This is a genomic window from Bacteroidota bacterium (assembly GCA_039111535.1).
Lineage (GTDB): Bacteria > Bacteroidota > Rhodothermia > Rhodothermales > JAHQVL01 > JBCCIM01.
Map to the genome: position 1 here is coordinate 1 of JBCCIM010000050.1, position 14,048 is coordinate 14,048.

Below are 14,048 nucleotides of genomic sequence, written 5' to 3' on the forward strand. Positions count from 1 at the left end.
TGGGAATTATTGATGAATAGGTCTTGGCAGGTTCAATACACAGGCAATATTGCGTAATCGGCCCGGCTGTCAATGCGAAGAAGCTTCGTCGCGCAGATCTACAACCCAACCCGGCCGATAGCCGGGATCTTGAGACCCGGATTGAGCACATCTATTCCGGCGACCAGGCCAAGCAGATGCACCTCAAACCCGCTTCGATAGCCAAAAGCTACCCCCGCTAAGCCGAACAGCGAAAAATGATAATCGCGCCCGTCTTCGTCAACGGTAATCCCTGATCCGGCCAGATAATCCCGCCCGACAGCATTTGGCGGCAGAATAGTTTCCAGCTCCGTCACTTCACGCAGGACATGCGCAACAAAGGAGTTTGAGTTCGGCCCCGGCCAAAGCCGGTAACCGTTCGGGAAACTGGCCATATAGCCTTCGATTGCACCTTCCACCTTGGGTATCAGGCGTTCCGCCTCGACGCCGCTTACCGTCTTCACGAAAAACGGCTCATTCGAATACCAGCGCCCATCAGCAGGAAACTCGTTCTTGCGTACCGGACGGCCCCAGCCGACCTTGTCATAGCGGTCATAACGGGCCTGACCCTTGCGTTTCATGACAATCCAGGAATGGACCGACAACGCGCCCTTCAACCCGCCGGTTCTGGCGGCCATCACGTGAATCACCGCCTCGGGATTGGCCGCCGGCGGTGGTAACATGCCCGAACTGCTCCAATCCGCACTGCGCCAGCTTTGCGGACGATCGGCGAAATACCAATACGCTACCGAAAGCACAGCCGGCACCAAGAATATCAGGAATATGTACAGCAAACTCTTGCTAACCGTTTTCAATATCAAGTCCCCTATATAGGCGGATATTGTTGACCTTAAAGAAGGCAGAAATTCAACCCATATCATTGGTTTCATTTACAAGTTTGCGTCAACACCATCATGTCCGTTTCACACCCGGCTTCCCGGGCTATCCATATTCAGTCCAACAAATATTCGAATATTCTGATCCTTTCTGCATATGTTCGACGCTTTTCCTTCCTTTTTGCGCTCGAATCACTAGATTTGCGAAATGGCCAACCCAAACGAAAATCGACCGGACCTTCCCCATACCGGCGGCATTGCTGCTCGGGCGCTGGAAACCCGGCGTGGTCCGGAAACGCCCTGGCTCGATGGTCTCAATCCCGAGCAGCGTGACGCGGTTGAATCAACCGAAGGCCCATTGCTGGTTCTTGCAGGGGCCGGTACCGGCAAAACCAGGGTACTGACCGCACGCATCGCCCATATTCTGGCGTTGGTAGTAACTGCTAGCCCAAAGACGACCTGTGCCCTTGTTGCAAGTAATTGTCTCTTTGGTTAACCCCTGCCACTTTGCCCGTCCTTGACAACACCAACCGGGAATACGCGCCTGTTCAATCGTGGAATACTATGTTTAAAACCTACGTCACCGTCGCCCTACGCAGTCTTCGAAAAGAAAAAGGATATGCTGCAATCAGCATCTTCGGGTTGGCCATGGGGATGGCCTGCTGTGTGCTAATTTTTCTTTTTGTACGCAACGAATGGGCTGTCAATACGCAGTTTAGTAGCGTCGACCAAATCCACCGGGTGGAGAGTGAATGGCGCGAAGAAACAATGGGCATACCCATAACAACGCTGGCGCCTGTAGGCAAAACGCTTGTTCAGGAATATCCTGAAGTCACAGACCAGGTCCGCCTCTATTTGATGTCCAGCGCCATCCGGGTGGAAGAAGAAAGCCGCCGGCAATCTGTTATGATGGCCGATACTTCGTTTCTCCGGATATTCGATTTGCCCCTCATCGAAGGTGATGCCGCCACGGCAATGCATGCTCCTCGTTCGATGCTGATCGCCGAAGATCTGGCTGAATCTCTGTTTGGTACGCATGACATTTTGGGCGAGGTAGTCATGATGGAAACCTGGAATAATGGGTGGCAGCCCTTCACGGTGACCGGTGTGTGGGAAACGCTTGCCCATAATTCAGTAACCCGATTTGGCGAAGGAAATTTCCAGGTTCTTATTTCTCCCTATCCCTTTAATGATTATATCGGTGAACCAGGGTGGAATTCCTGGGAGAGCCGCTACATCATGCAATATGTCAAGCTTGCGGAGGAGGCAGAACCGCCGGCTTTTAATGAAAAACTCGATGGCTTTATCGCGTCCTATGCACCGGAAGCCTTTCACGGCAATCTTGCTATCCAGCTTAATCCGCTGCGCACGTTGTATTTGTCGGAGAATGACAACCAGGGATGGCGTATGCTCCAGCTCCTTTCCGGCATGGGTATCCTGGTGCTGCTGATAGCCTGTATCAATTTTACCAACCTGGCAGTTGGACAATCGATGCGTCGCATCAAAGAGATCGGGGTGCGCAAGGCCATTGGGGCGCATAGAAGTCAACTCCTGAAGCAGTTCTTTACCGAGTCATTTGTGAAAAGCGCGCTGGCCGTTCTTTTGGGGAGTGTCATAGCCCTGTTCTGTATCGAGCCCTTCTTTGCCTTATTTCAGAAAGAAATTGTTTTAGACAGGCTGTGGGGCTGGCAGACGGTTGGCTTTTTGGCAGGACTCGTGGTGATCACCAGTTTGATTTCCGGCGCTTATCCTGCTTTTCTGTTGTCATCTTATCAACCGATCAAAGCTATAAAGGGCCGGGCAGATGTGCGGGGTTCGTTGCCTATGCTGCGGCGTGGACTGGTGGTCGCGCAGTTTACAGTTGCCATCGTGCTCATCGTTTCGGTGTTGACGATCATGAAGCAAATCTCGTTTATACAAAGCAAGAACCTGGGATTCGATAAAGAACAGGTGCTTGTCATCGAGTCGGTGCCTAGAGCGTTTAACGAGGAAGGGGTGGCAAAGATGGCGGCGGTGAAAGAGCGCCTGTCGCAAATTGCCGGCGTGCAGGCTGTCAGCCTGTCCTGGGAGACGGCCGGCGAAGATACGCGCAATACGTTTGCTGTCTCTACGCATGGAGGTGGCTATGACGACGCCATCAGCATGAGTCGATTTGTGGTGGATGCTGCATTTCTGGATACATACGACTTGACCCTCAGGTCAGGTACATTTTTTCGAGAAGGGCACAGTGCAGACCCTCCGGGTGTTGTCTTGAATGAAACCGCTGCGCGTGTGCTGGGATGGGGCCCTGAAGAAGCAATCGGACAAGTGGTGCAGGTAAGGACCAACGCTACATCTACCGAAGAAGAATCGCGACACAGTGTACTGGGTGTCCTTGCGGATCATCACTTCCAGTCGTTGCATGAACCCATTCGCCCGCTCATATATTTGTCTGTGGATGATCGGCTAAATTATCGCGTCCTGGGCATTAAGCTTACCGCTGAAAATCCCACAGAAATGCTGGCGAGCATACAGGCAACATGGCAAGAAGAATTCCCCAATGCACCCTTTGAATACGTGTTTCTAGATGACCAGATTGACCGAGCCTATCATTCTGAACAACAGGTGAAGCAGTTGATAGGACTGGGCGCGCTGCTGACGATCTTTATTTCCTGTATGGGAATGCTTGGCCTGGCTTCGCTAAGCGTTGCGCGGCGCACCAAAGAAATTGGCATCCGAAAGGCAGTTGGGGCTTCCGTGCCTAACATCATCGTTTTACTCTCTCGAGATGTGTTTATGACAACGCTCATTGCACTGCTCATTGCGTCCCCAATTGCCTTCTTGGCGATGAACTATTGGCTGGATGGTTACGCTTACCGTGTAGGTTTGTCCGTGATACCTTTTCTCATCGCTGGTGCAGCGACAATTGCAATTGCATGGCTGACCGTTAGCTATCACACAATACAAGCTGCCATAGCAAATCCTGTGAAGGCGTTAATGCATGAGTGAATGCTTGTGCATTGTTGTTTGTGCGCTGGAGGCTTTTATCCCCGGTGTCACAAAGCGTCCGGGACTTCCTCCCATTTTCGTCAAGAACGGAATCTATAACAAACTGATTTCTAGGCATTGTGCTTTCAGCTTTTCGCGTGCGCTGGATGTCCACCAAATGCGCGGCGGTGTGCGAGGGACTTTTATCGAAGCGTTTTCCTGATCGAAGATCAGGATGCGATGTGTGATGGCGATAAAAGTGCGCCTTTATTTGGTGGTGCCCTTTTTTTGGTTCCGTTTTTTTGGGCAAACAAAAAAATGAACAAATGCATCATTAAATAAAACACAGAAGCATTTATTAAATGTTGTATTCGCCCCTGTAAATTATATGGTTAACCACGTGCATTAGAATTACAAGTATTTTTCTGAGTATCCGCAATAAAGTGTAACTGAAGAGCTACCTAGTGTAACGTAGTGTGAGTTGGCAAGAAAATTACCTGCCACATTCATTATTACTTTTACTGATAGCCACCAACCATGAACAGTCGCATTACAGGTCTTTTTTCAATCGCATCCCTTTTTCTGATCTTCAACGCCTGTGCGCCGCAGGAAGAATTACCAGCCACAGCCGATGCAACAGCGCAGCAACTCACCCAGGCAGAAGCAGCGCAAGCCCGGCTGGAGGTCAATGAAGGCGGACAGCTGGTTCTACGAGCTATCGAAGCGCATGGCGGCTTAGAAACATGGTACAATGCGCCGACCAGCTCCTATACATGGGAGTATGCAAATGTGGACATGGACTTCCGGTTCAAGTCGCACATGGTGGTGGATAATCAGTCGCGCCGCGCGTACCACGATTTGCTAGAACTGGGCGCTTACGAATCAGCGCAACCTGTAGAAGGCCAGTTTGCCTGGAATGGTTCAGACGCGTGGATGTACCCGGCTGCCATCGAGCAACCCAACCCACGTTTCTGGGCGACAACCGGCTATTACTTTGAATCGATCCCCTTTATCCTGGCTGATCCCGGCTTGCAGTATGAGCTGAAACCGGACGAAGCACTGGATGGCGTGATGTACGACCGGGTTGACGTCTCGTACGACGCCGGCGTGGGCGACTCCCCCGGTGATGTTTACATGTTGTACGTCAATAAAGAAACTTCGCTTGTAGATGCCATTCGTTATACCGTGACGTACGGCCAGAGCAAGGAAGAAGCGATGCAGCAAGAAGAGGTTCGGGAGACGCTGTTCTACTACAAAGACTACGTGACGGTAGATGGTCTGACGGTAGCAACTTACTTCAACGGCTACCACTTCAAAGACGGTGAAATTGTAGCGCCTAAAAATGACGCATGGGCTTCGGAAATTTCATTCACCGAGCCCTTCGACGAAAGCCGGCTAGAGATGCCCGATGGCGGCCGCGTTCAGCCCATGCCGAATTAAGAGGTGTGGTGCGCAAGATCTGTAAAATGGGTTGCATGAAGTTTTGTCCTTAAATGAGGAGCGGACAAAATATTTGCAATTGAAACGCTATTTTTCAAGTCAGAGTCAAATCGTTGGTTCTTCAGCAACGCGTTGCTTTACCTTGTGAATTGTTAAGAGAGATTCATGCACTTCTGCGATGAGGACATTAGGGGGTTATCATTGGCCTTAAACAGCAAACCTTTTCCGGAGTCCTGGCTAAATCCCGCCCAGATTCGTGTAAAATGTGTACTAAAGCGCCAATTTTTTGCCGTTTTAATTTCGTGAAAACGCGCACGCAGCGAAATAACGACCGCTTTCAGGTGTGAAAGAGGGGAGAAGTGCCTATTTTGAGGGGAAATTTCGCACAAGGGGCCAGGATACGCCCACAAACGAGTCACCCCGGAAATAAGGTCAGATTCCACTCTATGCAAACATTCCGTCCGGGCTTGGCCCAACTACTCCTTAGAGGCTACGAACTAAATAGCACCTCAGCTAACACACAATTAGAGCAGCTACAAAAGGAAGTCCATACACATACGGTGAAAAAAGGGGAAGTCTTACTCAAAGCTGGTGACCCAGGTAATTCCATTTATTTCGTCAATAAAGGGTTGCTACGGACATATACCGTGGACAAAAATGGGAAAGAGCATAGTTTTATGTTTGCTCCAGAAGGGTGGTTTTTCTCTGACTTTGAGTCTGCAGATGTTTCTTCTCCTTCGGTCTACTTTATAGACGCGCTTGAACACAGTGAAATTGAGACTGTCCACAAAAGCGTGCTTCATACGTTGAAATCATCCTGGCAAGGGCATAAACACACCATTGAAACCTTAAGAAAACGAGTAGCTGTTCTTGAACAACGCATCATTATGCTTCAAAGTGCTTCTGCCGGTCAGAGGTATCAGCACTTCATAGATACCTATCCGGGTATTGTCCAGAGAATCCCTCAAAAGATGATTGCTACATATCTCGGTATAACTCCAGAGTCATTAAGCCGAGTAAGGAAAGAAGTAGTAGGGTGATTTCTTACCATAGATCAATGTCGTGGAAGCATATAGCGAGTATCTTTCTTAAACATGATACGATCTATGTTTAAGAAAACGCGGCCTGCTGTTATCAACTGGATATGCAAAAAACGATTCTAACCTGTACTCTGATACTCATCACCACCCTGACTGCAGTATACCTCTTTATTGGCATTTCTATCATTCCATTGTGGCAAACACTATCAGGGACAGAAATACAAGTATGGTTCCGAGATCACTTCGTCAGATTCCCCATTATGATGAGCCCAGTACATATCTTATCGACCATTAGCATGATTGTCTGCTACATCGTTTTTCGTAAGAGTGGCAAACGTATACATCTTCTGGCTCTCACCGCGTTAGTTTTCCTTATTCTGTGCGAGGCAACCACTCCTATGTTTTATGCCGATGCGAACGCGGGACTATCTTCTACGGAACTGAGCTCAGAGGAAGCACTCAGAACCCTTGACAGCTGGGCAAAATGGCACCCAATCAGGACAATATTTGCTGGAATTGCATTAATATGCCTGAGTATCATGAACGCACGCAATGATATCAATCAGTAGCTTTATAGGGTGTAATCACTTATCGGTCTTCCGCAAAGTGTTAATGAAAAGCAAGTGGACTTAAGAAGTGGTTAATCGGGTGCGAAAGGCGAAGTACTGAAATATTTTAGGAGACAAGTACCTGTTTCGTGTTGCCTCGTCAAAAACGAAATAGTAAGCCTATGCGCGTTTACACTGATATGAAAAGACAGTATTTCGTACCATGTCTTCATGTCCCACACCGACCTCAACGATCATAGTTCACTGGCGAACAAAAACGTCCTTCCATGGACACGTTTTGCCCCCATCCTTGCCATTCATTTTCTGGGGACGCTGGGTTTTTCGTTAGCAATTCCCTTCCTGGTGTTCATTGTTGCAGATCTTGGTGGCGCGAGCTGGACCTACGGACTGTTGGGCGCTACATATTCAGGATTTCAGCTAATGGGCGCACCCTTGCTCGGCCGTTGGTCCGATCGTACCGGACGCCGGCCCGTGCTCGTTGCAAGCCAGGTGGGTACCCTCATCGCCTGGCTCCTTTTCTTCGGGGCGCTCTCCATGCCAGTGACCACCTTGGGGGGACTTGCCGGCGCAACGATCACACTGCCGCTCGTGATCATATTTCTGGCCCGTGCACTTGACGGCGGCACGGGCGGCAATATCTCCGTAGCAAATGCGTATGTCGCAGACTTAACAAAAGACACGCCTGCAATCCGGCAGCAGGCTTTTGGTCGTATGGGGATGGCTGCGAGTCTGGGATTTGTAATCGGTCCCGCAGTAGCTGGTATTCTTGGGAGCACCGCGTGGGGGCCGCGTTTGCCGGTCCTGATTGCAGCCATATTTGCGGCGGTCACAACGATCGTTATTATCTATTTCCTCGATGAACCGAAGCGGCGATGTCCAGAAGGGCCGCCCGGGCCAGGTGTTGTCGAGGCTGGCCTCAATCAACAGGCAAAACCGTGCAACACGGCACCAGCGCAAGGTGCACTGCGCAGAGTGATTCGACAGGGGCCGATCGCCCTCCTCCTTGTTGCTACCTTTATCCTCTTTCTCGGCTTCAACGTGTTTTACGCGAGCTTCCCGATTCACGCGACTGAAATGTATGGGTGGAGCGCCGGCGAACTCGGATTGTTTTTCGCCATCATGTCCGGTTTCATGGTCGTTGCACAGGGCCCATTGTTGACGGTTGCATCGAAGTATCTCGGTCACTCCGCACTCTTTGCGGTGGGCATGGGTTTTCTGGCGCTTGCCTTTGTTTGCTTTCAAGTGGAAGATGATGTGATTGCGTACGTGGGCGCAGCCTTTTTTGCGTTGGGCAATGGGCTCTCGTGGCCCACCTTTCAAGCACATGTGGCCCAGGTTGCCGGCGAGAATCAAGGAACGGTTCAGGGGGCGGTGACCAGCGCCAGTAGCCTTGCCAGTATCGTGGGACTTACCATTGGCGGACTGGTTTATCCTTTACTGTCAGGTACTACTTTTCTGGTGTCTTCCGGGATTTTTGTGCTTGTGCTTCTGCTCACTCCGTTATGGTTTTTACAGCCCGCGGGTGGCCGGCTTTCGGGTGGTGGGGCATGATCATTTTTATGAGCTGAGTCCTTTACATGTCAGGCGATATAACCTCTGGACTTGTTGCCGGCGCGTCTTTTGTACTTTCGACTTGAACGGTTACGCTTTTTCCAATTTTTGCGAGCAGGTTGACGAGATAGTCGATCCCAAATTTATCAATGCGCCCCTGCATCAGGTCACTGATACGAGGGTGTGCTACATCGAACAACGCAGCGGCTTTTCGCAAGCTTAACTTGTTTTCGATGATATACTGTTTAATCTCACCCATCAGCCGAGATCTTATCAGGAGATTGGCGGCTTCATCAGGGCGTCGACCCAGTACTTCGAAGATATTTTGTGTAGGACTAACCGCTACCTTTTTCATGATTCGTTCTCTCTAGTATAAGCTTCTGTAACCGTTTTTTCGCTAAAGCAATATCTTTTTTTGAGGTCTGTTGTGACTTCTTCTGGAACGCATGCAGGACATATATGGCTTCTTTAAACTTTGCTATGTAGATCGTTCTGAATGCCCCATCTTCAACTCGAACACGAATCTCATTGACGCCAGGGCCGATACTGGGCATTGATTTCCAGTTTCCGGGATTGCGGCCTTCTTGCACTTCATTTAATTCGTGCCCGGTTATATCTGTTGCTACCTCTGGGAAAGCTTTTATCCTTGCAAGTGAGTCCCCTAGAAAGATTATTTTCTTTGCCATCATCGCATAGTCTATTCGGATGCTGGCGGTTTTGCACGTTAGGAGTTATTGGTGTGGTACTAAATATTGTACCACCTGTTTCGCTTGCTCTTTCTTTCAGGCAATTAAATAGGAAAACGCCAGAAATAAGCCGTTTAAGGCTAAAGAATGCTTAAGCGTAGTTGTTCTTAGAGGTCACCAACCATTCACTTACAATAGACGGGTAAAGCTAAAAGACATACCTTGCCTTAGCTCATTAAATGTTTATCCGTCCTCATCTGTCTGGTGAAGGATCCATTCAATCTGTGTTTCAAAAAAGCTTGGCACTAGCTTACCTTCAGGTGTGACAAACGCGTGGGAGGCCTGGGGGAATATGTGGATCTCGTAGTTGGTTTTCCCCAGCCGGCCAAACGCTTCCTCAATGATGGGAATATTCTGCTCTGGAGGGACAGGCTGGTCGAATTCCCCAAAGATCATAAACACGGGCATGTCGAGGTGCTCGAAGATGCTCAAGCGGTGGAGGTACCAATAGGATCGGTGGTGGGCATTGGGTTCGGGAGGATACGCCGTGGTATCAGGCGGGAGGTACCTCGCGTCGATGGTGTCCTGCCAGTCACGCATGTCTTCTAACAATTGTGATGTGATAAGGCCGTCATCTGCGTCCTCAAAATATTGCACCCAAAGCTGTCTCACTTCCTTGCTTTGCTGTACAGTCAGGCCAGCCGTTTGGAGCGTATCGCTGAGGGCATGGAGAAAACCGTCGCGAAAGTGTTGCACGGGGCCGGCCAGGTTTATAAGGAAAGCAACACCTTTTGTCCGCGCAGCCGCCATTAAAGCAACGGATCCCCCTTCGCTACCGCCCCACAGGCCCGTCTTTGATGCGTCTGTTTCCGCCCGTGCTCCAAGGTATTGGAAAGCTGTTACCGCGTCGTCTGCAAGGTTGTCAAAGGTACGTGCTTCGTAATCACCGGTGCTTTCGCCTGCCCCTCGCTTGTCGAAAATGAGTGAAACGATGCCCTTGTTTGCAAATCGCTCGGCGAAGGGGATCTGATTCTTGCGCGTCGCTGCGCTGCCGCCACCAAGAAAAACCATGGCCGGGCAACCGGCTGCGCACGCCGCCGGGATGTAAAGCGCGCCGGCCAGCGTTACTTCAGGGCCGGGATACGTACTTCTTCGATACGCACGTCTTGCGCAGTCAGTATGGAAGTGAATCCACAAACCAAACAAAGCACACAAAAGTATTTTACGATACGCGAGGCCTTGAATAACATGGGTACGTCACGATTGAGGGAGGATTGTCTTTCCAGAAGATGGGCAGATGATAAGAAAGTTGCTCATGCCTAAAGCGATACGTGAGAGGCAAGTTAGAGGGGTGAATTCGTGCTATTATCCTCAATAGACGGATCCGATAGCAATACGTACTTCCTTTTCCCTTCTTCCTGAATCTTTTCGTAAACTCTTATCTATACCCACCTGAGCGTGAGTTCGGTATTAGATTTGTAATTGATTGCTTCCGGACCATTTCTCAACCCTGTGTGCGCGTCTGGTTTACAACTTAAGAGCAATACCTGAAACCACTGAGTAATTCTGCGGGAGCCATGAAACCATTCCTGAAAGCAGGCTCAATCGGCACAGCTACGTTTAGTGTCGTCATACTGTGCTTTTTGTTTTTGCCCTATCCCTGGCTACAACCTGAGGTGTTGGAGGAGGAAGAGGTTGCAGCTATTGAGCAACGGGGGAATCAGTATTTCGAAATGATCGCTGAGGGCAAGAACCTGGATCGCCCATTCCCTGAAATGGCGATTCGTGAAGACAATGCGCTGACGCCGGCCAAGATTGAGCTCGGAAGAATGCTCTTCTTTGACCCCATTCTTTCCGCTGACAATGCGTCTTCCTGCGCCACGTGCCACCATCCTGATTTAGGTTTTTCTGACAACCGCGCCCGCTCCATGGGATTTGGCGGGCAGGGCATCGGACCGGCACGGACCGGCGGTGTGCTATTGCCACGTAACACGCCTACCATCTGGAATGCCGCGTACAACATCCGGCAGTTCTGGGATGGCCGCGCGTCAGACCTCGAAGAGCAGGCCGATGGCCCCATCCATCATCCGGATGAAATGGCCCAGAACCAGGAACTGCTTGTAGAAGAACTTGCTGCCATACCGGCTTATGTGGACCTTTTTGAGGCTGCATTTGGCACACCTGAGCTTACCTATGACCAGGTTACCTATGCAATCGGTGCGTTCGAGCGTACCGTGATCACGTCAGACTCGCGGTACGACCAGTATGCGCGTGGCGACCGTGAAGCCATGACGCCAGCAGAGCGCCGCGGCTTAAACCTGTTTCGATCGCTGAAAACGCGCTGCTTCGAGTGCCACAACTTGCCGACATTTGCCAACCCTGATTTCAAAGTCATCGGTGTACCTGAGCCAGAGGGTGTCGACCCTGATCTCGGACGCGCAGAAATTGTTGGTCCCGGCTACGAAGGTGCCTTCAAGGTGCCAACCCTGCGCAACGTCGCGCTCACAGCACCCTACATGCACAATGGCGTTTTTGAAACGCTTGCTGAAGTTGTCGACTTTTATGCCACGGGTGGCGGCACTACGCGGGGTATGGATGGCTTCGAAATCGACGATAAAATTCGGCCCTTTGCGCTCTCTGGAACCGAGCGAGATGACCTCGTAGCGTTTATGCATGCGCTGACCGATGAATCCAATAAGCCAGCAGTGCCGTCCAGTGTGCCTTCCGGTTTGCCTGTTGTGCCGCGACTTGAAAACCAATCGCCAGAAATGGCTGCTGAGCGCGCACGTGTGCCGGCAGTAGATGCAGCATCCGTGAATCGTCAGGGTAATCATCTGATTGTTGCGGCTGATCAACGCATTCAAGATGCCATTGACGTAGCCCAGCCGGGAGATACTGTGTTTGTTGAAGCCGGCGTCTACCATGAAACCCTGGCGCTGGATGTGTCGCAGGTCACCCTGATAGGCGAACACACCGACAGCACCCGCGCCGTGCTGGATGGGCAGGAGATGTTGTCTGACGGTATGGTGGGCTCCGGTAGTGATATTGTGATTGAAGGATTTGAAATCCGGAATTACACGGCAAACGGCTTGATGATCGACCTGGCTACCAACATCACGTTTCGGGATTTGCATGTCGAAAATACCGGCTTGTATGGCGTATATCCGGTTGAGGTTGTTGGTGTTGTCGTAGAAGGTTCAACGGTAATCGGCGCCCGGGATGCCGGCATCTACGTAGGGCAATCCAAAGACATCATTGTCCGCAATAATGTGGTCCACGGTAATGTCACAGGTATCGAGATCGAGAACTCTGTGAATGCCCTCGTGGATAACAATGAGGTGTATGACAATGCCGGTGGTATCCTCGTATTCCTCTTGCCCAACAATCCGTCCAAGATTTCAACAGGTTGCGTGGTTCAGAACAATAAAATCTACAACAACAACCATGTAAACTTTGCGGACCCCAACGCCATTGTAGCTTCTGTGCCTTCGGGTACCGGGGTCATGATTTTGGCAGCAGATGACGTACGGGTAACGCAGAATGAGATCCTGAACAACAAATCAGCTGGCGTGGCGATACTTGGCCTTGCAACGTTGTTTGGTGAAGACAAAGAATTTGACGTCGACCCCACGCCGGAAAACAACTGGATTTATGACAACCAGATTGGCGGCAACGGGAATGCACCCGATGCAAAAGTGGCCGAAGCCGGCTTTGATGGCGCGGATCTCATCTGGGACATGACCGGCCTGAACAACAGCTGGGACCAGGCAGATGCAACCAAGCTTCCCTATACCCTCCCCGAAAGCACGTGGTCAGATTTTCGCCGGCGCGCAAACTACCGCCTCTGGCAGACAGCGGCTGCAATGCTTTGAGTCTGCTTTTCCTGACTCCTGACCCTTTGAAGTAAAACTGGCCTGAAAAACCGGGATTTGACGAAACGGAAGTACGAAACAGCCCGTTTGATGCGTTAAATATCTACGGAATTTTCCGAATGCGTAGTCGTTTACGGAAATTTCAACCTTTAATTGCAACTTTCGCGCTGCAACGGGCTATTTTTCCGCATGGACCTAAAAGAACTATTTAAAAAGATTCGGAAAATCGAAATCCGCACCAAAGGACTCGTAGAGGATGTCTTTGGCGGTGAGTACCATACTGCATTTAAAGGGCAGGGGATGGAGTTTGCGGAAGTCCGCCCGTACCAGTTCGGAGATGATATTCGGAGTATTGACTGGAACGTAACGGCCCGTATGGGAGAAACCTACATCAAGAAGTTTGAGGAAGAGCGTGAGCAAACCTTGATGTTGGTTGTGGACATTTCTGGTTCTGAAAGTTTTGGGTCACGGTACAAGTTCAAACGGGAAATTGCAGCAGAAATCAGCGCTATCATTGCGTTTAGCGCGATCAAGAACAACGATAAAGTTGGCCTGCTGCTTTTCTCTGATCAGGTCGAGTTGTTTGTCCCCCCGAAAAAAGGCCGCCGGCATGTGCTGCGCCTCATTCGTGATTTGTATGCCCACGAGCAGCAGTCGTACGGGACCAACATCTCCGAAGCCCTTAACCGCATCATTCACGTGCTCAAGCGTCGCTCTATTGTATTGCTTGTGAGTGACTTCTTTGATGAAGCCTACGAAAAGCCCCTGCGATTGGTCGCCTCCCGCCACGATACCATCGGTGTGTTTTTGCACGACCCGCGTGAGCAAGACTTACCGGCCGTTGGTCTTGTCGACCTCACCGATGCGGAGACCGGTGAAACCATTACCCTCGATACGCGCCACCTGAAAACGCGTCAGGCCTATACTGCAGATGCTACCACGCACAGGACCCGGACAGCTGAACTACTCCGTCGCAGCCGGGTTGATCAGGTTTTTGTGCAGACGGATGAGAGCTACGTGGAGCCGCTGATTCAGTTTTTTAGAAGAAGAAATAAAATGGGGTAATGGC

Annotated in this window: 11 protein-coding genes; 7 read left to right on the forward strand and 4 right to left on the reverse strand. The window is 50.6% G+C overall.

Features of this window, described 5'->3' with window-relative positions; translation table 11 throughout:
- Positions 1-98: 98 nt before the first annotated feature.
- On the reverse strand, positions 99-833 hold the full coding sequence (locus AAF564_09985; protein ID MEM8485867.1) for a DUF3750 domain-containing protein: 735 nt from the start codon (positions 831-833) through the stop codon (positions 99-101).
- Positions 834-1,062: 229 nt separating this feature from the next.
- On the opposite strand from AAF564_09985, the gene AAF564_09990 reads away from it, so the two are divergent.
- The 5 genes from AAF564_09990 (at position 1,063) to AAF564_10010 (ending at position 8,421) form a co-directional block, all read left to right on the forward strand.
- Entirely contained in the window at positions 1,063-1,350 is a 288-nt protein-coding gene (locus tag AAF564_09990; protein MEM8485868.1) for a UvrD-helicase domain-containing protein, read from the forward strand.
- Between the two features lie 68 nt (positions 1,351-1,418).
- Positions 1,419-3,842, forward strand: a complete 2,424-nt coding sequence (locus tag AAF564_09995; GenBank protein MEM8485869.1) for an ABC transporter permease — start codon at positions 1,419-1,421, stop codon at positions 3,840-3,842.
- A 516-nt stretch (positions 3,843-4,358) separates the two neighbouring features.
- A complete protein-coding gene (locus AAF564_10000) occupies positions 4,359-5,261 on the forward strand; it encodes a hypothetical protein (protein MEM8485870.1) in 903 nt (300 codons plus the stop codon).
- A 446-nt stretch (positions 5,262-5,707) separates the two neighbouring features.
- Entirely contained in the window at positions 5,708-6,301 is a 594-nt protein-coding gene (locus AAF564_10005) for a Crp/Fnr family transcriptional regulator (protein ID MEM8485871.1), read from the forward strand.
- 779 nt (positions 6,302-7,080) lie between these two features.
- The gene (locus tag AAF564_10010; GenBank protein ID MEM8485872.1) at positions 7,081-8,421 is read left to right on the forward strand and encodes an MFS transporter; all 1,341 of its coding nucleotides are present in this window, start codon (positions 7,081-7,083) and stop codon (positions 8,419-8,421) included.
- Positions 8,422-8,443: 22 nt separating this feature from the next.
- Here the strand turns inward: AAF564_10010 and AAF564_10015 are convergent, their stop codons facing one another.
- From AAF564_10015 to AAF564_10025, 3 genes are all read right to left on the reverse strand, one after another.
- A complete protein-coding gene (locus AAF564_10015) occupies positions 8,444-8,776 on the reverse strand; it encodes an XRE family transcriptional regulator (protein ID MEM8485873.1) in 333 nt (110 codons plus the stop codon).
- Entirely contained in the window at positions 8,757-9,107 is a 351-nt protein-coding gene (locus tag AAF564_10020) for a type II toxin-antitoxin system RelE/ParE family toxin (protein ID MEM8485874.1), read from the reverse strand. Before AAF564_10020 ends, AAF564_10015 begins: the two co-directional genes overlap by 20 nt.
- 243 nt (positions 9,108-9,350) lie before the next feature.
- Positions 9,351-10,322: an alpha/beta hydrolase gene (locus tag AAF564_10025; GenBank protein MEM8485875.1), complete on the reverse strand. Its 972-nt coding sequence runs from the start codon at positions 10,320-10,322 to the stop codon at positions 9,351-9,353.
- A 362-nt stretch (positions 10,323-10,684) separates the two neighbouring features.
- On the opposite strand from AAF564_10025, the gene AAF564_10030 reads away from it, so the two are divergent.
- Together AAF564_10030 and AAF564_10035 are read left to right on the forward strand one after the other, a co-directional pair.
- A complete protein-coding gene (locus tag AAF564_10030; GenBank protein ID MEM8485876.1) occupies positions 10,685-12,979 on the forward strand; it encodes a parallel beta-helix domain-containing protein in 2,295 nt (764 codons plus the stop codon).
- A gap of 189 nt (positions 12,980-13,168) precedes the next feature.
- Positions 13,169-14,044 (forward strand): DUF58 domain-containing protein, encoded by an 876-nt coding sequence (locus tag AAF564_10035; GenBank protein MEM8485877.1) that lies wholly within the window; start codon positions 13,169-13,171, stop codon positions 14,042-14,044.
- Positions 14,045-14,048 lie beyond the last annotated feature (4 nt).

Bases quoted from the DNA above. Each gene is read 5' to 3' on its own strand.
- AAF564_09995 (MEM8485869.1), top strand. From the start codon at position 1,419: ATGTTTAAAACCTACGTCACCGTCGCCCTACGCAGTCTTCGAAAAGAA.
- AAF564_10010 (MEM8485872.1), top strand. From the start codon at position 7,081: ATGTCCCACACCGACCTCAACGATCATAGTTCACTGGCGAACAAAAAC.
- AAF564_09990 (MEM8485868.1), top strand. From the start codon at position 1,063: ATGGCCAACCCAAACGAAAATCGACCGGACCTTCCCCATACCGGCGGC.
- AAF564_10005 (MEM8485871.1), top strand. From the start codon at position 5,708: ATGCAAACATTCCGTCCGGGCTTGGCCCAACTACTCCTTAGAGGCTAC.
- AAF564_10020 (MEM8485874.1), bottom strand. From the start codon at position 9,107: ATGGCAAAGAAAATAATCTTTCTAGGGGACTCACTTGCAAGGATAAAA.
- AAF564_10035 (MEM8485877.1), top strand. From the start codon at position 13,169: ATGGACCTAAAAGAACTATTTAAAAAGATTCGGAAAATCGAAATCCGC.
- AAF564_10030 (MEM8485876.1), top strand. From the start codon at position 10,685: ATGAAACCATTCCTGAAAGCAGGCTCAATCGGCACAGCTACGTTTAGT.
- AAF564_10000 (MEM8485870.1), top strand. From the start codon at position 4,359: ATGAACAGTCGCATTACAGGTCTTTTTTCAATCGCATCCCTTTTTCTG.
- AAF564_10015 (MEM8485873.1), bottom strand. From the start codon at position 8,776: ATGAAAAAGGTAGCGGTTAGTCCTACACAAAATATCTTCGAAGTACTG.